Below are 17,427 nucleotides of genomic sequence, written 5' to 3' on the forward strand. Positions count from 1 at the left end.
TCATGGCTTGAGCTTAGCGCGCACGGTAGGTGATGCGGCCCTTGCTCAGGTCGTACGGCGTCAGTTCGACGCGGACCTTGTCGCCAGTGAGAATACGGATGTAGTTCTTGCGCATCTTGCCAGAGATGTGCGCGGTAACGACGTGCCCGTTTTCCAACTCCACGCGGAACATGGTGTTGGGCAGGGTGTCGACGACAGTGCCTTCCATTTCGAAGCTGTCTTCTTTCGACATGCAGTAAAGCCCTCGGTATCCAGTGATGGCCCGACGCACGACTGCACCGGGCAAAAAAGTGGCGTGGATTATGCCCGAAAATTGTGTTTCAAGCCAATGCCTTTCAGTTGAGGGTGACCCAGCGCTGATTGATCAGCAGTTCAATGGGGCGATACTGGGTCTTGTAGTTCATCTTCTTGCAGTTCTTGATCCAGTAGCCAAGGTAAACGGCCTCAAGGTTTTGGCGCAGGGCTTCGGTGATCTGCCAGAGGATCGCGTAGCGGCCGAGGCTGCGGCGCTCTTCCTCGGGCTCGTAGAAGGTGTAGACCGCTGACAGGCCGTTGGGCAGCAGATCGCACACCGCCACGGCCAGCAGTCGGCCTTCCAGGCGGAACTCGTAGAACCAGCAGAACGGCAGGTCGCGCACCAGGAAAGTGGAGAACTGGTCGCGGCTTGGCGGATACATGTCGCCATCGGCGTGGCGCTGCTCGATGTAGCGCCGGTACAGGTCGAAGTACTCTTCCTTGTACGCTGGACGGGCGGCGGTGACGGTCAGGTCGGCGTTACGTTTGAGGATGCGTCGCTGCTGGCGGTTGGGAATGAAGCGCGCAGCAGGAATGCGCGCCGGCACGCAGGCGTTGCACTGCTGGCAATGCGGGCGATAGAGGTGGTCGCCGCTGCGACGAAAGCCCATTTCCGAAAGGTCGGCGTAGACATGCACATCCATCGGCTGGCTAGGATCGAGAAACAGTGTGGTTGCCTGCTCATCCGGCAGGTAGCTGCAGGAGTGGGGTTGAGTGGCATAGAACTTCAACCGCGCCAGCTCTGTCATGATCAACCCCTTAGGTGAGACGTTGTATCTAAGTGTAAGCCAGCTCCGGGAACTCGCCTAGGCAACCCAGCTGGCCGCACTGGGCTGATCCAGGTGTTGCGCCAGGTAATCGGCGAAGCTGGCCCGGCTGATGGCGCGGGCGCCCAGGCTGTGCAGGTGGTCGGTGGGCATCTGGCAGTCGATCAGCACGAAGCCTGCCTGCTTCAGGTGTTCGACCAGTGTCACGAATCCCACCTTGGAGGCATTGTCGGCGCGGCTGAACATCGATTCGCCAAAGAACAGGCGGCCCATGGCCAGGCCATACAGGCCGCCGACCAGTTCACCCTCCCGGCGTACCTCGACCGAGTGGGCGATGCCGCGCCGATGCAGCTCGCAGTAGGCGGCGCGCATGGTGTCGGTGATCCAGGTGCCATCGGCGTAGTCCCGGGGCGCGGCGCAGGCAGCAATCACCGCCGCGAAGTCGCTGTCGAAGCTCACCTGGTAGCGGCCTTGGCGGATCAGCTTGGCCAGCGAGCGCGAGACATGCAGTTCGTCCGGAAACAGCACGGTGCGCGGGTCGGGCGACCACCAGAGGATCGGCTGGCCGTCCTGGTACCAGGGGAAGCAGCCGTGGCGATAGGCTGCGACCAGACGCTCCGGGGTCAGGTCGCCACCAGCGGCCAGCAGGCCGTTGGGGTCGTGCAGGGCCTTTTCCAGGGGCGGGAAAGTCAGCGAGTCGCGGGTCAGCCAGGTGAGCATGGGGTTCTTGAGCGGCGGGGGAGGGGAGGGCCTCCAGCATGGCGTGGCTTGCGGATGAGGTCAACGACCGTCCTCGCGGGCGCGGTCCGCGTGGGAGCGGCGATGCGGCGACCCGACTTGCCCCGCGACAGGGCCGGACCTGGCAGAATCTACCGCCAATCAACCACCCATTCGAGCCGCCACCGGCACCATCTGGCACATTTGCTGTCACACCTGTGCAAAAACACAGCATAAGCCTTTGTCACAAAAGAAAATGCATGCTCAAATTGCATCAATATGAAAGTCGCCCCGTTCACGCGCCATACAGCGTGCCGCCATGGCGGCGGGTGGGCAGTAATGTTAAAAGTAGTGGTTCATTGGCCGGTGACCGGCCAATCACTATTGGACGCGCAGCACGCGCAGGAATAGACGCGTTTTGAAGAAATCCACCGCAACCCCAGCCCCCTTGCCAGTGCCCCTGTGGCGGCAGCAGCTGCACTACCGCCTGAAGGAAGGTGCGCTGATTGCCGTCGGCGCCCTGTGCCTGTACCTGTGGATGGCACTGGTCACCTATGACACCGCCGACCCGGGCTTCAGCCACACCAGCAATGCCGAGCAGGTGCAGAACGCCGCCGGCCGCGCCGGGGCCTATTTCGCCGACATCCTGTTCATGGTGCTCGGCTACTTCGCCTACATCTTCCCGCTGCTGCTGGCGATCAAGACCTGGCAGATCTTCCGCGAGCGCCACCAGCCCTGGCAGTGGAGCGGCTGGCTGTTCTCCTGGCGGCTGATCGGCCTGGTGTTCCTGGTGCTGTCGGGCGCGGCCCTGGCGCATATCCACTTCCACCCCTCGGCGAACATCCCGTTCTCCGCCGGCGGTGCCCTGGGCGAAAGCCTGGGCGATCTGGCGCGCAACCTGCTGAACGTGCAGGGCAGCACGCTGATGTTCATTGCCCTGTTCCTGTTCGGCCTGACGGTGTTCACCGACCTGTCCTGGTTCAAGGTGATGGACCTGACGGGCAAGATCACCCTCGACCTGTTCGAACTGGTGCAAGGCGCAGCCAGCCGTTGGTGGGAGGCGCGCAACGAGCGCAAGCGCCTGGAAGCCCAGCTGCGTGAAGTCGACGACCCGGTCTTTGACCTGGGCGGCAAAGGCGACAGGCGCGAGCCGGCCAAGGCGCAGCTGCGCGAGCGCGCCGAGCCTGTGATGACGCGTGACGAGCCGCCGGCCCGCCCGGTGGTGCCGCGCGAAGCTGCGGTGGCCCGCGAATCGGCCGCGCCGCGCGAAACCGTGGTAGCTCGCGCACAGCCCGCCGCCCCGGTGATCATCCCGCCGACCGCGGACAAGGCGCCGGAACCTAGCAAGCGGGTCATGAAGGAAAAACAGGCGCCGCTGTTCATCGACAGCGCGGTGGAAGGTACCTTGCCGTCCATTTCCATCCTCGACCCTGCCGAGCAGAAGAAGATCGAGTACTCGCCTGAGTCCCTGGCCGGTGTCGGCCAGTTGCTGGAGATCAAGCTCAAGGAATTCGGCGTGGAAGTCGCGGTGGACTCGATCCACCCGGGGCCGGTGATCACCCGTTACGAAATCCAGCCGGCCGCGGGCGTGAAGGTCAGCCGCATCGCCAACCTGGCCAAGGACCTGGCGCGTTCGCTGGCAGTGACCAGCGTGCGCGTGGTCGAGGTGATCCCCGGCAAGACTACCGTGGGCATCGAGATCCCCAACGAGAACCGCCAGATGGTGCGCTTCTCCGAAGTGTTGTCGTCGCCGCAGTTCGACGAGAACAAGTCGCCGGTCACCCTGGCCCTGGGCCACGACATCGGCGGCAAGCCGGTGATCACCGACCTGGCCAAGATGCCCCACCTGCTGGTTGCAGGTACCACCGGCTCCGGTAAGTCGGTGGGGGTGAACGCGATGATTCTGTCGATCCTGTTCAAGTCCGGCCCGGAAGACGCGCGGCTGATCATGATCGACCCGAAGATGCTCGAACTGTCGATCTACGAAGGCATCCCGCACCTGCTGTGCCCGGTGGTCACCGACATGAAGGATGCCGCCAACGCCCTGCGCTGGAGCGTCGCCGAAATGGAGCGCCGCTACAAGCTGATGGCGGCCATGGGCGTGCGCAACCTGGCGGGCTTCAACCGCAAGATCAAGGACGCCCAGGAAGCCGGCGAAGTCATCCATGACCCGTTGTACCGTCGCGAGAGCATGGACGACGAGCCGCCGACGTTGAAGACCCTGCCGACCATCGTGGTGGTGGTCGACGAATTCGCCGACATGATGATGATCGTCGGCAAGAAGGTCGAGGAACTGATCGCGCGTATCGCCCAGAAGGCCCGTGCCGCCGGTATCCACCTGATCCTCGCCACCCAGCGCCCGTCGGTGGACGTGATCACCGGCCTGATCAAGGCCAACATCCCGACCCGCATGGCGTTCCAGGTGTCGAGCAAGATCGACTCGCGGACCATCATCGACCAGGGCGGCGCCGAACAGCTGCTCGGCCACGGTGACATGCTCTATATGCCGCCGGGCACCAGCCTGCCGATCCGCGTGCATGGCGCCTTCGTCTCCGACGACGAAGTGCACCGCACGGTCGAAGCATGGAAGCTGCGCGGCGCGCCGGACTACAACGACGACATCCTCAATGGCGTCGAAGAGGCCGGCAGCGGCTTCGACGGCGGTGGCGGTGGCGGCGGCGATGGCGAAGACTCGGAAAGCGACGCCCTGTACGACGAAGCCGTGCAGTTCGTGCTGGAAAGCCGCCGGGCGTCGATTTCGGCGGTGCAGCGCAAGCTCAAGATCGGCTACAACCGCGCCGCGCGCATGATCGAGGCGATGGAAATGGCCGGTGTGGTCACGCCGATGAACAGCAACGGCTCGCGGGAAGTGATTGCCCCGGGCGGCCCACGCGATTGATGAACAACCTGCCGGGCGCCATAGACGGCGCCCGGCCCCTTCACTGTGCAATGAGGATTTCCATGCGCGCGATTCGCATGCTGTTGGTTTCTGCCCTGGCTGCGGCCAGCCTGTCGGCCCACGCCGGCGAACAGGACGTCCAGCGCCTGACGCAATTGCTGGAGAAGTCGCAGACCATCGAGGCCAATTTCTCCCAGCTGACCCTGGATGCCAGCGGCACCAGCCTGCAGGAGACCAACGGCAAGATGACCGTCAAGCGCCCGGGCCTGTTCTACTGGCACACCGACGCGCCTCAGGAGCAGGTGGTGGTGTCGGACGGCAAGAACGTCACCCTGTGGGACCCGGACCTGGAGCAGGCCACCGTCAAGAAGCTCGACGTGCGCCTGAACCAGACCCCGGCGCTACTGCTGTCCGGCGATGTGTCGAAGATCAGCCAGAGCTTCGACATCACCTCCAAGGAGCAGGGTGAGGTCATGGACTTCACCTTGAAGCCCAAGACCAAGGACACCCTGTTCGACTCGCTGCGCGTGTCGTTCCGCCGGGGGCTGATCAATGACATGCAGCTGATCGACAGCGTCGGCCAGCGCACCAACATCCTGTTCAATGGCGTCAAGGCCAACCAGGCGGTGCCGGACAGCAAGTTCCAGTTCGACATCCCCAATGGCGCGGACGTCATCAAGGAGTAAGCGGAGCCCGTGATGGACCTGTTTCGAAGCGAACCCGTCGCCCAGCCCCTGGCCGCCCGCCTGCGCCCGTCGAACCTGGACGAGTACGTCGGCCAGGAGCACCTGCTGGCGCGCGGCAAGCCGCTGCGCGAGGCGCTGGAGCAGGGTGCGCTGCACTCGATGATCTTCTGGGGCCCGCCCGGGGTGGGCAAGACCACCCTGGCGCGGCTGCTGGCGCAGTTTTGCGACGCCCACTTCGAAACGGTGTCGGCGGTGCTGGCCGGGGTCAAGGAGATCCGCCAGGCCGTCGAGGTGGCCAAGCAGCAGGCCGGACAATATGGCCGGCGCACCATCCTGTTCGTCGATGAAGTGCACCGTTTCAACAAGTCGCAACAGGACGCCTTCCTGCCCTACGTGGAGGACGGCACGCTGATCTTCATCGGCGCGACCACCGAGAACCCGTCCTTCGAACTGAACAACGCGCTGCTTTCGCGGGCACGGGTCTATGTGCTCAAGAGCCTGGACGAGGCCGCGCTGCGCAAGTTGGTCGATCGCGCCCTGAGCGAGGAGCGCGGCCTGGGCAAGCGCAACCTGCGGGTGGGTGACGAAGCCTTCAAGATGCTCATGGCCGCCGCCGACGGCGATGGCCGGCGCATGCTCAACTTCCTCGAGAACGCCTCGGACCTGGCCGAAGATGGCGGCGAGATCGGCGTCGAGCTGTTGCAGAGCCTGCTCGGTGACAGCCGCCGCCGCTTCGACAAGGGTGGCGAGGCGTTCTACGACCAGATCTCGGCACTGCACAAGTCGGTGCGCGGCTCCAACCCCGACGGTGCGTTGTACTGGTATGCGCGCATGCTCGACGGCGGCTGCGACCCGCTGTACATCGCCCGGCGCGTGGTGCGCATGGCCAGCGAGGATATCGGCAACGCCGACCCCCGCGCCCTGAGCCTGTGCCTGGCAGCCTGGGACGTGCAGGAGCGCCTGGGTAGCCCCGAGGGCGAGCTGGCGGTGGCCCAGGCCATCACCTACATCGCCTGCGCGCCGAAGAGCAACGCCGTGTACATGGGCTTCAAGGCGGCGATGCGCGAGGCCGCCGAGCATGGCTCACTGGAGGTGCCGCTGCACCTGCGCAATGCGCCGACCAAACTGATGAAGCAACTGGGCTATGGCGAGGAGTACCGCTATGCCCACGACGAGCCGGACGCCTATGCCGCCGGCGAGGACTATTTCCCCGAGCAGCTCGAACCGCGCCTGTACTATCAACCAGTGCCCCGCGGCCTCGAACTGAAGATCGGCGAGAAACTCAAGCACCTGGCCGAACTTGATCGCGCCAGCCCCCGCCAGCGGAGAAAACCGTGATTGCACTGATCGCCGCAGTCAGCGCCGGCGGCATCGCCGGCACGCTGTTGCGTTTCGCCACCGCCAACTGGGTCACGGCCCACTGGCCGCGGCACTTCTATGCCGGTACGCTGGCGGTCAACCTGGTTGGCTGCCTGCTGATCGGCCTATTGTACGGGCTGTTCCTGCACAAGCCGCTGGTGCCGGTCGAGCTGCGCGCCGGGCTGATCGTCGGCTTTCTCGGCGGCCTGACCACCTTTTCCTCCTTCTCGCTCGATACCGTGCGCCTGATGGAAAGCGGGCAGGTCCCGCTGGCCTTGGGCTATACCATTATCAGCGTGGTGGGCGGCCTGCTCGCGACCTGGGCTGGCCTGTCCCTGACCCGATTCTGAACCAACACCTACTTATAACGAGAGAACGATATGCTCGATTCCAAACTGTTACGCGGCCAACTTCAGGAAGTGGCTGACCGCCTGGCCTCCCGTGGCTTCAGCCTGGATGTCGCGCGCATCGAATCGCTGGAAGAGCGTCGCAAGGCCGTGCAGACCCGCACCGAGCAGCTGCAGGCCGAGCGTAACGCCCGCTCCAAGTCCATCGGCCAGGCCAAGGCCAAGGGCGAGGACATCGCCCCGCTGATGGCCGACGTCGAGCGCATGGCCAACGAGCTGGCCGCCGGCAAGACCGAGCTGGATGGCATCCAGGCGGAACTGGACGGCATCCTGCTGACCATCCCCAACCTGCCGGACGCCAGCGTGCCGGTCGGCGCCAGCGAAGACGACAACGTCGAAGTGCGCCGCTGGGGCACGCCGAAGGCCTTCGATTTCGAAATCAAGGACCACGTCGCCCTGGGCGAGGTCAGCGGTGGCCTGGACTTCGAGGCCGCGGCCAAGCTGTCCGGCGCCCGCTTTGCCGTGCTGCGTGGCCCGGTGGCCCGCCTGCACCGCGCCCTGGCGCAGTTCATGATCAACCTGCACACCGGCGAGCACGGCTACGAAGAGCACTACACCCCGTACCTGGTGCAGGCCCCGGCCCTGCAGGGCACCGGCCAGCTGCCGAAGTTCGAGGAAGACCTGTTCAAGATCACCCGCGAAGGCGAGGCTGACTTCTACCTGATCCCGACCGCCGAAGTGTCGCTGACCAACCTGGTGGCGGGTGAGATCCTCGACGCCAAGCAGCTGCCGCTGAAGCTGGTCGCCCACACCCCGTGCTTCCGCAGCGAGGCCGGTGCCTCGGGCCGTGACACCCGCGGCATGATCCGCCAGCACCAGTTCGACAAGGTCGAGATGGTCCAGGTGGTCGAGCCGTCCAAGTCGATGGAAGCGCTGGAAGGCCTGACCGCCAACGCCGAGCGCGTGCTCCAGCTGCTGGAGCTGCCGTACCGCGTACTGGCGCTGTGCACCGGCGACATGGGCTTTGGCGCGGTGAAGACCTACGACCTGGAGGTCTGGGTGCCAAGCCAGGACAAGTACCGCGAGATCAGCTCCTGCTCCAACTGCGGCGACTTCCAGGCGCGCCGCATGCAAGCCCGCTGGCGCAACCCGGAAACCGGCAAGCCGGAGCTGGTGCACACCCTCAATGGGTCGGGCCTGGCCGTCGGTCGTACCTTGGTCGCCGTGCTGGAGAACTACCAGCAAGCCGACGGTTCGATCCGTGTGCCTGAAGTGCTCAAACCGTACATGGGTGGCGTCGAGGTCATTCGCTGAATGGACTACCTGCCGCTGTTCCACAAGCTGCAGGGTGGCCGTGTGCTGGTCGTCGGCGGCGGCGAGATCGCCTTGCGCAAGGCGCGCCTGCTGGCCGATGCTGGCGCCGCGCTGCGGGTGGTAGCGCCTGAGGTCGACAGCCAGCTCGCCGCAATGGCCCGAGAGGGCGGGGGCGAAGTCCTGGTGCGTGGCTACCAGGCCCCGGACCTGGACGGTTGTCGGCTGGTGATCGCGGCGACCGACGACTCGGCGCTCAACGCCCAGGTCTCTGCCGAGGCCCAGGCGCGCAGCCTGCCAGTCAACGTGGTGGATGCGCCGGCCCTGTGCACGGTGATCTTCCCGGCCATCGTCGACCGTTCACCGTTGGTGGTGGCGGTTTCCAGCGGCGGCGACGCTCCAGTGTTGGCGCGCCTGATCCGCGCCAGGCTGGAGGCCTGGATCCCTTCCGCCTACGGCGAGCTGGCTGGGCTGGCGGCGCGCTTCCGTCACAAGGTCAAGGCCTTGTACCCTGACGTGAACCAGCGTCGTGGCTTTTGGGAAACCGTGTTCCAGGGGCCGATCGCAGAGCGCCAGCTGGCTGGGCAGGGCGCCGAGGCCGAGCGCCTGTTGCAGGCGATGGTCGATGGCGCGCCGGTGCAGCAAGGCGGCGAGGTGTACCTGGTGGGCGCGGGGCCGGGCGATCCGGACCTGCTGACCTTCCGCGCCCTGCGCCTGATGCAGCAGGCCGACGTGGTGCTGTACGACCGCCTGGTGGCTCCTGCCATCATCGATATGTGTCGGCGTGACGCCGAGCGCATCTATGTCGGCAAGCGCCGCGCCGATCATGCCGTGCCGCAGGACAAGATCAATCGCCTGCTGGTCGACCTCGCTCGCCAGGGCAAGCGCGTGCTACGGCTCAAAGGTGGCGATCCGTTCATCTTTGGCCGGGGTGGCGAGGAGATCGAGGAGCTGGCCGACGAAGGTATTCCGTTCCAGGTGGTACCGGGCATCACGGCAGCCAGTGGTTGTTCGGCCTATGGCGGGATTCCACTGACCCACCGCGACTATGCCCAGTCGGTGCGCTTCGTTACCGGCCACCTGAAGGATGGCACCAGCAACCTGCCCTGGAATGACCTGGTGGCTCCGGCCCAGACCCTGGTGTTCTACATGGGCCTGGTCGGCTTGCCGACCATCTGCGCCGAGTTGATCCGCCATGGCCGTGCGGCGAGTACGCCGGCTGCGCTGGTGCAGCAGGGCACCACCCGCAACCAGCGGGTGTTCACCGGCACCCTGGCCGACCTGCCAGCGTTGGTGGCACGCCACGAAGTGCATGCGCCGACCCTGGTGATCGTCGGGGAAGTGGTGCGGTTGCGCGAGAAGCTGGCGTGGTTCGAAGGCGCGCAAGACGCCTGAAATGACTGGGGCCGCCTTGCGGCCCATCGCCACGATAAGCCGGCTTGCATAGGGTCATACAAGCCCCTGTGGGAGCCGGCGTGTCGACGGTGGGCCGTAAAGCAGCCCCAGCTTTATCAAGCCTTCCAGATCCCTTTGCCCATTAACCGCTCCCGGTCATGCGGCAAGCCGAAATCCTGCAACGGCCCCTTGGGCACGATTCCGTTCGGGTTGATGGTCTTGTGGCTCATGTAATAGTGCTTCTGGATATGCTCCATGTTCACCGTGCCCGCCACGCCCGGCCACTGGTACAGCTCGCGCAGCCAGTTGGACAGGTTCGGGTAGTCGCTCAGGCGGCGCAGGTTGCACTTGAAGTGCCCGTGGTACACCGCGTCGAAACGCACCAGCGTGGTGAACAACCGCACATCGGCTTCGGTCAGGTACTCACCGGCTAGGTAACGCTGGCGGCCCAGTAGTGTTTCCAGCTGGTCCAGTTCGTTGAAGACATCGTCAAAGGCGGCCTCGTAAGCTTCCTGCGAGGTGGCGAAGCCTGCGCGGTACACGCCGTTGTTCACGGCCGGGTAGATACGTTCGTTGAGCCCATCGATGGTAGCGCGCAGCGGCTCGGGGTAAAGGTCCAGGGTGTTACCGGTCAGTTCGTTGAATGCGCTGTTGAAGATACGAATGATCTCGGCGGACTCGTTGTTGACGATGCGCTGCTCCTGCTTGTCCCACAGCACCGGCACGGTTACGCGCCCGGTGTAGTGCGGGTCGTCCTGGGTGTAGCGCTGGTGCAGGTACTGCAATGCGTCCAGATGATCGCCGCTGGAGCCCTGCTGCCGGTCGAAGGTCCAGCCGTGCTCGCCCATCAGCCAGCTGACCACGGAGACGTCGATCAGCGGTTCCAGGCCCTTGATGGCGCGGAAGATCAGGGTGCGATGCGCCCAGGGGCAGGCCAGTGACACGTACAGGTGATAACGGCCGGCCTCGGCGGCGGGCAGTTGATTGCGGCGTTGAGCGTTCTCGCGCTTGAACGCGCCATCCTGGCTGGTCTGGTACCACTGGTCATGCCAGCGGCCATCGATCAAAAGGCCCATTGCAAAGCTCCTCGGAACAAAGTCGTTTGTCGTTGGAGCTCAGTCTAGTGAAAAGCGTTCGAATAAATAGCGCAAAGACTGCGCCCTATCTATCGGCTTATTCGATGCTTCTGCGGTTGGTCCAGTAGTCGCGAGCGCGGCTGAACGCCTGCTCGCGGTCCTGGCCCAGCCCGCGCAGGGCGAGGGCCATGGTCGCGACCACGGCCAGCTCGCCATAGCTGTCCTGTGCCTCGCCACGCCATACCGCCAGCAGGTGCTCGGGCTGCAGGCTGGCTGGCTTCACATGGCGCTGGGCGCTGAGGGCCGGCCACTCCTCGTCCCAGGCCTCGCCGGCCGAGGTGCCGTACAGGTGGCTGATGACATCCGGGTTGACCTCGATCTCGCCGCCGTCACCTTTGATCACCACTGTGTGGTCGCCGAGCATGCGGCTGGCCTCGCGGTGCACCGCCTGGTAGCCGGGGTGGAAGATGCTCTGCAGGCCGCAGCGGGCGCCGAGCGGGTTGAGCACCCGGGCCAAGGAGTGGATGGGCGAGCGCAGGCCCAGGGTGTTGCGCAGGTCGATCATGCGCTGAAGCTGTGGCGCCCAGTCCTGCAACGGGAAGAAGGCCAGTTGACGACTGTCCAGGGCTTGCTCCACGACCGTCCAGTTGCGACACAGCGGAATACCCAGCAGGTCGAGCAGTTGCTCGGTGTACAGCCTGCCCGCCGTATGGGCGCCGCCGCCGTGCATCAGGATGCGCACACCGTTGCCCGCCAGGCACTTGGCCGCCAGCAGGTACCATGGCAGATGGCGCTTCTTGCCGGCGTAGCTGGGCCAATCAAGGTCAACGGTGATCTGGGGCGCGTGCAGATGGGCGCGCAGGGCCTCGGTGAAGCCGGCCAGCTCCTCGGCGCTTTCTTCCTTGTGCCGCAGCAGCATCAGGAAGGCGCCCAGTTGGGTGTCCTCGACCTTGCCCTCGAGCAGCAGGGTCATGGCGGCGCGGGCTTCCTCGCGGGTCAGGCCGCGGGCGCCACGCTTGCCCTTGCCGAGGATGCGCACGAATTCGGCGAACGGGTGCTCGGCCGGGGTTTCCAGGATCAAGGGGCGTGTTTCGTTCAGCTGTGGCTCGGTCATATGCAGTTGGTCGGCTTGGGCAGGCCCGCCAGCTTGGCGGCAAGTTTGGCGGGGGTGCCGTTGAACAGGCGATTGAGGTGTGGGCTGTTGCCTTTCTCGGCGCCGAGCTTGAGCGCGGTGTATTTGATAAGCGGGCGGGTGGCCGGCGACAGCTGGTACTCCTGGTAGAACTGGCGCAACAGCTCGAGGATTTCCCAGTGGTCTGCGGTCAGGGCGATGCTTTCGCGCGTGGCGAGGGCCTCGGCGACTTCGCGGGACCAGTCCTGCAGCTCGACCAGGAAGCCGTCCTTGTCCAGGGCGATGTTGCGATCGCCGACAGTCAGGGTACTCATAGCCAGCTGTTGACCTTGTCGTGGTGCAGGGTGAGCTCGACGAACGCAGGGTAGTCCACTGCCTTGGCCAATTGGCTGTCGAGGGCGCGGGCCTGCATGTCTTCGGCGAGGGCGAACAGGCGCTCGCCGAGATTGGCGGCCTGCAGGGCAGCGAAGGGCTCGGTGCCTGCCTTGAGCGCGTAGGTGGCGTCACCGCACAGCAGCAGCGCGTCCTGCGGGCCAAGTAGACGCAGGCAACTGGCCAGGCGCTCGTCACCGAAAGGCGAATGGGCGATTACATGCAGGATCGTCATCAGAGCGTCACCACCTGGTCGAAACGGGCAATCAGTGCGGTCAGCGCGGCGTTGTCGAGCACTTCCACCGGCAGTGACAGGACGTCGTTGTCCAGCCCTCGGCGGGCGAGGCTGTGACCACAGGCGAACAATTCTTCCACACCGAACATAGGCAGGGCCTGGAGGTTGGCGGCCAGGTTCTTCTGTTGCACGGCATCTGGCTGCTGTGCGGCGGTGAGCTGGAACACGCCGTCATCGAGGAACAGCATGCCCAGCGGCAAGTCGAAGGCGCCGCCGGCCAGGGCGATATCCAGCGCTTCGCGAGCGGACGGTCCGCTCCACGGCGCCTGGCGGCTGATGATCAGCAAGGACTTGGCCATTTCAATCACCTCCGAAGCAGACCAGGCGGTCGGCCAGTTGCGCGGCTTCGTGCAGCTGGCCCAGGCCGGACAGCTCCCACGGCATCGGCAGGTTTACCGCCGGGCGCTGGTAGCGGTTGGCCTCGGTGTCGTCGAGTACCCCACGACGCAGGGCGGCGGCAATGCACACCACGGCGTCGAGCCGGTGATCGCTGACGAAGGCACGCCACTGCGCGGCCACGTCCAGCTCATCCTGGGGCGCGACGATATTGGCCGAAGCACTGTGTACCCCGTCCTGGTAGAAGAACAGCCGGGCAATTTCATGCCCGCCGGCCAGCACCGTCTCGGCAAAGCGCAAGGCGCGGCGCGAGGAGGGCGCATGGGCCGGGGAAAAGACCGCGATGGCGAATTTCATGTAAGGCTCGAGCAAATGAATGCGGCCATGATAAAGCAAAAAGCCCGTGCGGGTGGGCACGGGCTTCTGCTCTGGCTGGCGGGGCTCAGGCCTGGTCTTTGCTTTCTGGCAGGAACCAGTTGAGCACCAGGGCACAGATGCCGCCGGTGGCGACACCCGACTCCAGCACGTTGCGCAGCGCCGCCGGCATATGCGCGAGGAACTCCGGTACCTGGGCCACGCCCAGGCCCAGCGACAGCGACACGGCGATGATCAGCAGGGCACGGCGGTCGAGGCGGGTGCTGGCGAGGATATTGATGCCCGAGGCCGCGACGGCGCCGAACATCACCATGGCCGCGCCGCCGAGCACCGGCTCCGGCACTGCCTGGATCACCCCGGCAACCGACGGGAACAGGCCCAGCAGGATCAGCATGGCGGCGATCCAGATGCCGATATGGCGGCTGGCGATGCCGGTCAGCTGAATCACGCCGTTGTTCTGGGCGAAGATCGAGCTGGGGAAGGTGTTGAACAGGCCCGCCAGCAGCGAATTGGCGCCGTTGACCAGCACCCCGCCCTTGATCCGCTGCATCCATACCGGGCCCTCGACCGGCTGGCGCGAAACCTTGCTGGTCGCAGTCACGTCACCGATGGCCTCCAGCGAGGTGACCAAGTAGATGACCAGCATCGGGATGAACAGCGACCAGGAGAAGCCCAGGCCGAAGTGCAGCGGCGTCGGCACCTGGAACAGCGCGGCCTGGTGCATGCCGGTGAAGTCCAGGCGGCCCAGGTAGCCGGCCAGGGCGTAGCCCACCGCCAGGGCGATGACGATGGCGCAGCTGCGCATCCATACCACCGGGACACGGTTGAGGATGACGATGATCGCCAGCACCACTCCCGAAAGCAGCAGGTTCTCGCCATCGGCGAAGGTACCGTTGGCCATGGCGCCAAAGCCGCCGCCCATGCTGATCAAGCCGACCTTGATCAAGGTCAGGCCAATCATCAGTACGACGATGCCGGTCACCAGCGGCGTGATCAGGCGCTTGACGAAGGGCAGGATGCGCGACACGCCCATTTCCACGAACGAACCGGCGATGACCACGCCGAAGATCGCCGCCATCACGCCTTCAACTGGCGTGCCCTGCTTGACCATCAGCGCGCCGCCGGCGATCAGCGGGCCGACGAAGTTGAAGCTGGTGCCCTGCACGATCAGCAGCCCGGCGCCGAACGGCCCAAAACGCTTGCACTGGACAAAGGTGGCGATGCCCGAGATCACCAGCGACATCGACACGATCAGGTTGGTGTCGCGCGCCGACACGCCCAGCGCCTGACAGATCAGCAAGCCCGGCGTGACGATCGGCACGATGATCGCCAGCAAGTGCTGCAGAGCCGCCAGCAGGCCGATCAGCAGGCGAGGCTTGTCCTCCAGGCCAAGGACCAGTTCATTGGCAGGCGCCGCCGCGCCTGGGCCGTGTTCGTGTGAACTCATGGGAAAATGCCGCCCCGGAAGAAAAAAGGAGCGCATTCTACGGGCAGAACGGCCATTGCGGTAGAGGCAAGCACGATGGGCGCACAATCGCGGAGGAAGGCGCTAATAAGCTGACTTTTAAGTCAATGTTTGTAAGGCGCCCGCTGCTGTCCAGCGGGGACGAAAAAGCCCGCCGAAGCGGGCTTTTCCTGAGGCGCTGGCAACCGATTCGATCAGTCGTCGCGGCCCATGATGCCGAACAGCTGCAGCAGGCTGACGAACAGGTTGTAGATCGACACATACAGGCTGATGGTGGCCATGATGTAGTTGCGCTCGCCGCCATGGATGATGGCGCTGGTCTGGAACAGGATGCAGACCGACGAGAACAGTACGAAGCCAGCGCTGATCGCCAGTTGCAGGCCGCTGATCTGGAAGAAGAAGCTGGCCACCACGGCACCCAGCAGGACGAAGAAGCCGGCGGTGATGAAGCCGCTGAGGAAGCTCATGTCCTTGCGGGTGATCAGCACGTAGGCCGACAGGCCGCCGAACACCAGGGCGGTCATGGCGAAGGCCGAGCTGACCACTTCGGCGCCACCGGCCATGCCCAGGTAGCGGTTGAGGATCGGGCCGAGGATGAAGCCCATGAAGCCGGTGAGGGCGAAGGTGGACACCAGGCCCCAGGCCGAGTCACGCAGCTTGTTGGTGAGGAAGAACAGGCCGTAGAAGCCGATCAGCACCACGAAGATGTTCGGGTAGCCGACACGCATCTGCTGGGCGACGAAGGCCATGATGCCGCTGAAGGCGAGGGTAAGGGCCAGCAGGCTGTACGTGTTGCGCAGGACCTTGCTGACCTCCTGCTGCTCGACCTGCTGGCCGTGTTGGACGGCGTAATCCTGTTCGCGCATGGCGCACTCCTTTGGGGTGAGACCGCGGTCCGAGACCTGCGGTAGTGGAACGTATGGTGCAGAGCATATCAGAGCTGTCGCAAGCCGCGACACAGAGAGTTTGACAGCTTGTTACATTAAGGTATTATTGCCGCCGCAAAACAGCTGGAAGCGTGGCCGAGTGGTTTAAGGCAACGGTCTTGAAAACCGTCGATGGGCAACTATCCTAGAGTTCGAATCTCTACGCTTCCGCCATTTTTGAAGCCCTGACAATGTCAGGGCTTTTTGCGTTTCTGGGGGGATTGTCCAGGAGGACGTTCTTGGAGGGACGAGCAGTTAAGGACCCGGAATGCAAGAATTTCACAGTTGATCCTCAGGTTTTCATCACCACCCAGCCTGATTGCATTCTGCAAATGATTTTGTCGTTAGCACCGTTGCGCGCCAGCTCCACCCGCTGTGCAATCAGAGCCATCTGTTTAATCGACAATGAAGAGCTTGGCTCCGATAGTCGTCGATGACCGGTGCGCCTCCGCATTGTCGCCCACCTGATAGCTCATGCCCGGCTGCAGGGTGAAAGTCCGACCATCCTCCAGCTCAGTGTCCAGTCGACCTTCCAGGCAAAACAGAATATGCCCCTTCCGGCACCAATGATCGGCCACATATCCAGGGGTGTACTCAACCCATCGAACCCGAACCTCCCCAAACAGACAGGTACGCCAATACGCCGTACCGTTCTCGCCCGGATAAGCGACGGGATCGATCTTTGACCAGTCCGTGGTGCCAAACGGGATTGCTGTCAGTTCCATGACAACCTCGTAGAAACAGTGAGGCCTGAACCGTACCGATGAAGTCGCTCTGCCGATAGGCACAGACCGCTGGGAATTTGAACATACAGACAGCCCAGCGAACCGGTCTCAGAGCCCAATCTGCTTCAAAACCGCCGCCACAATCGCTTCCGGCCTGTCTTCCTGCATCAGGTGGCCTGAGTTCTCCACTCTGGCGCAGGGCTGCTGGGAAATAAGCCCAGCAAGACGCTCCCCTTGGGAATACGGAATCCATGCGTCCTCCGCGCCCCAAAGTACCGACACGGGGCAATCCAGCTTCCCGTAAAGCGGTTCAATTTCCTCGGTATAGACCTGATCCATCTGTGCGATCTGTCGGTAAAAGGCCGCCTGGCCAATCGGCCCCAGCCATGGTGCGCTGTAAACCTGCAGGGCTTCGTCACTGAGGGGATTGGCCGCAGAGGTTTGCAGATAGGCGGCCAGTAGCGCGCGGTGCATGTAGTCGGGCATCCCGGAAAAGGCAGCCTCATGTTGACGGACATGCTGAACAAAAGGAGAGCCCCAGGGTGCCAGGGCTACGGCATCAAAAATGGTGAGGGACGCATAGCGCAGACCGTTCAGGTAGTACGCGCGCAGCGCTGTAGCGCCGCCAAAATCATGGGCCAGGACGTCGGGGCGCTCGATGCCCCACTCCTCGAAAAGCGCAGCCATGACGTTGTTCTGAATCGCCAGTGAAACGTCCTGGCCTTCTCGCATTTCAGACATGCCATAGCCAACCAGGTCGAAGTAATACACGGTTCTGCGGTCAGTGAGGTGCGGTATGACGCGCCTCCAGACCTGGGAAGAGAAAGGGGTGCCGTGGACGGCGACCAGCGGCGCGCCTGTGCCTATTTTTCCCCATCTGACGGTGTTGCCTTCGATGCTCGATGCGTAGGGTAAATCCAACATGGCTCACCTCATCTAGTCAAAGATTC

The 17,427-nt window shown here is 64.2% G+C and carries 19 protein-coding genes and 1 tRNA gene; 7 read left to right on the forward strand and 13 right to left on the reverse strand.

Annotated features, from left to right (window positions below):
- Positions 1–13: 13 nt before the first annotated feature.
- The 3 genes from infA to aat all read right to left on the reverse strand — a co-directional run bounded on the left by infA (position 14) and on the right by aat (position 1,781).
- Complete coding sequence (gene infA / locus OH705_RS24140) at positions 14–232, reverse strand: translation initiation factor IF-1 (RefSeq protein WP_002553999.1); 219 nt, start codon at positions 230–232, stop codon at positions 14–16.
- 103 nt (positions 233–335) lie between these two features.
- Positions 336–1,043, reverse strand: a complete 708-nt coding sequence (locus OH705_RS24145) for an arginyltransferase (protein WP_023630955.1) — start codon at positions 1,041–1,043, stop codon at positions 336–338.
- A 57-nt stretch (positions 1,044–1,100) separates the two neighbouring features.
- Positions 1,101–1,781: a leucyl/phenylalanyl-tRNA--protein transferase gene (gene aat / locus OH705_RS24150; RefSeq protein ID WP_023630956.1), complete on the reverse strand. Its 681-nt coding sequence runs from the start codon at positions 1,779–1,781 to the stop codon at positions 1,101–1,103.
- A gap of 415 nt (positions 1,782–2,196) precedes the next feature.
- Between aat and OH705_RS24155 the strand changes: the two genes are divergently transcribed.
- The 6 genes from OH705_RS24155 to cysG all read left to right on the forward strand — a co-directional run bounded on the left by OH705_RS24155 (position 2,197) and on the right by cysG (position 9,775).
- The gene (locus OH705_RS24155) at positions 2,197–4,677 is read left to right on the forward strand and encodes a DNA translocase FtsK (protein ID WP_052062188.1); all 2,481 of its coding nucleotides are present in this window, start codon (positions 2,197–2,199) and stop codon (positions 4,675–4,677) included.
- A gap of 62 nt (positions 4,678–4,739) precedes the next feature.
- Positions 4,740–5,363: an outer membrane lipoprotein chaperone LolA gene (gene lolA / locus OH705_RS24160; protein WP_267303131.1), complete on the forward strand. Its 624-nt coding sequence runs from the start codon at positions 4,740–4,742 to the stop codon at positions 5,361–5,363.
- Between the two features lie 12 nt (positions 5,364–5,375).
- Positions 5,376–6,701 (forward strand): replication-associated recombination protein A, encoded by a 1,326-nt coding sequence (locus OH705_RS24165; RefSeq protein ID WP_110605584.1) that lies wholly within the window; start codon positions 5,376–5,378, stop codon positions 6,699–6,701.
- The gene (crcB, locus tag OH705_RS24170) at positions 6,698–7,072 is read left to right on the forward strand and encodes a fluoride efflux transporter CrcB (protein WP_023630958.1); all 375 of its coding nucleotides are present in this window, start codon (positions 6,698–6,700) and stop codon (positions 7,070–7,072) included. Before OH705_RS24165 ends, crcB begins: the two co-directional genes overlap by 4 nt.
- A gap of 30 nt (positions 7,073–7,102) precedes the next feature.
- Complete coding sequence (serS, locus tag OH705_RS24175; RefSeq protein ID WP_038705845.1) at positions 7,103–8,383, forward strand: serine--tRNA ligase; 1,281 nt, start codon at positions 7,103–7,105, stop codon at positions 8,381–8,383.
- Positions 8,384–9,775 (forward strand): siroheme synthase CysG, encoded by a 1,392-nt coding sequence (cysG, locus tag OH705_RS24180; protein WP_110605583.1) that lies wholly within the window; start codon positions 8,384–8,386, stop codon positions 9,773–9,775.
- A gap of 116 nt (positions 9,776–9,891) precedes the next feature.
- Here the strand turns inward: cysG and OH705_RS24185 are convergent, their stop codons facing one another.
- The 8 genes from OH705_RS24185 to OH705_RS24220 form a co-directional block, all read right to left on the reverse strand.
- Positions 9,892–10,851 (reverse strand): glutathione S-transferase family protein, encoded by a 960-nt coding sequence (locus OH705_RS24185; protein ID WP_267303132.1) that lies wholly within the window; start codon positions 10,849–10,851, stop codon positions 9,892–9,894.
- A 97-nt stretch (positions 10,852–10,948) separates the two neighbouring features.
- Entirely contained in the window at positions 10,949–11,965 is a 1,017-nt protein-coding gene (locus OH705_RS24190) for a glycosyl transferase family protein (protein ID WP_038705847.1), read from the reverse strand.
- Positions 11,962–12,297, reverse strand: coding sequence for a TusE/DsrC/DsvC family sulfur relay protein (locus OH705_RS24195; RefSeq protein WP_023632846.1), 336 nt, complete (start codon positions 12,295–12,297; stop codon positions 11,962–11,964). The genes OH705_RS24190 and OH705_RS24195 overlap by 4 nt, the downstream gene beginning before the upstream one ends.
- Positions 12,294–12,590 (reverse strand): sulfurtransferase complex subunit TusB, encoded by a 297-nt coding sequence (gene tusB / locus OH705_RS24200; protein WP_267303133.1) that lies wholly within the window; start codon positions 12,588–12,590, stop codon positions 12,294–12,296. Before tusB ends, OH705_RS24195 begins: the two co-directional genes overlap by 4 nt.
- The gene (tusC, locus tag OH705_RS24205) at positions 12,590–12,949 is read right to left on the reverse strand and encodes a sulfurtransferase complex subunit TusC (protein ID WP_023632844.1); all 360 of its coding nucleotides are present in this window, start codon (positions 12,947–12,949) and stop codon (positions 12,590–12,592) included. Before tusC ends, tusB begins: the two co-directional genes overlap by 1 nt.
- A 1-nt stretch (position 12,950) precedes the next feature.
- Positions 12,951–13,343, reverse strand: a complete 393-nt coding sequence (gene tusD / locus OH705_RS24210; protein WP_267303134.1) for a sulfurtransferase complex subunit TusD — start codon at positions 13,341–13,343, stop codon at positions 12,951–12,953.
- An 85-nt stretch (positions 13,344–13,428) separates the two neighbouring features.
- On the reverse strand, positions 13,429–14,808 hold the full coding sequence (locus tag OH705_RS24215; protein WP_038705848.1) for a nucleobase:cation symporter-2 family protein: 1,380 nt from the start codon (positions 14,806–14,808) through the stop codon (positions 13,429–13,431).
- A gap of 212 nt (positions 14,809–15,020) precedes the next feature.
- Positions 15,021–15,692, reverse strand: a complete 672-nt coding sequence (locus OH705_RS24220; RefSeq protein ID WP_028692373.1) for a Bax inhibitor-1/YccA family protein — start codon at positions 15,690–15,692, stop codon at positions 15,021–15,023.
- 146 nt (positions 15,693–15,838) lie between these two features.
- On the opposite strand from OH705_RS24220, the gene OH705_RS24225 reads away from it, so the two are divergent.
- Positions 15,839–15,926, forward strand: a tRNA-Ser gene (locus tag OH705_RS24225).
- Between the two features lie 221 nt (positions 15,927–16,147).
- Here the strand turns inward: OH705_RS24225 and OH705_RS24230 are convergent.
- Both OH705_RS24230 and OH705_RS24235 read right to left on the reverse strand, forming a co-directional pair.
- Positions 16,148–16,477: a DHCW motif cupin fold protein gene (locus OH705_RS24230; RefSeq protein ID WP_263158679.1), complete on the reverse strand. Its 330-nt coding sequence runs from the start codon at positions 16,475–16,477 to the stop codon at positions 16,148–16,150.
- A gap of 108 nt (positions 16,478–16,585) precedes the next feature.
- Positions 16,586–17,401: an alpha/beta fold hydrolase gene (locus tag OH705_RS24235; protein WP_267303135.1), complete on the reverse strand. Its 816-nt coding sequence runs from the start codon at positions 17,399–17,401 to the stop codon at positions 16,586–16,588.
- Positions 17,402–17,427: the final 26 nt, after the last annotated feature.

This window comes from Pseudomonas sp. BJa3 (genome assembly GCF_026343815.1).
In the GTDB taxonomy this organism is placed as follows: Bacteria; Pseudomonadota; Gammaproteobacteria; order Pseudomonadales; family Pseudomonadaceae; genus Aquipseudomonas; species Aquipseudomonas soli.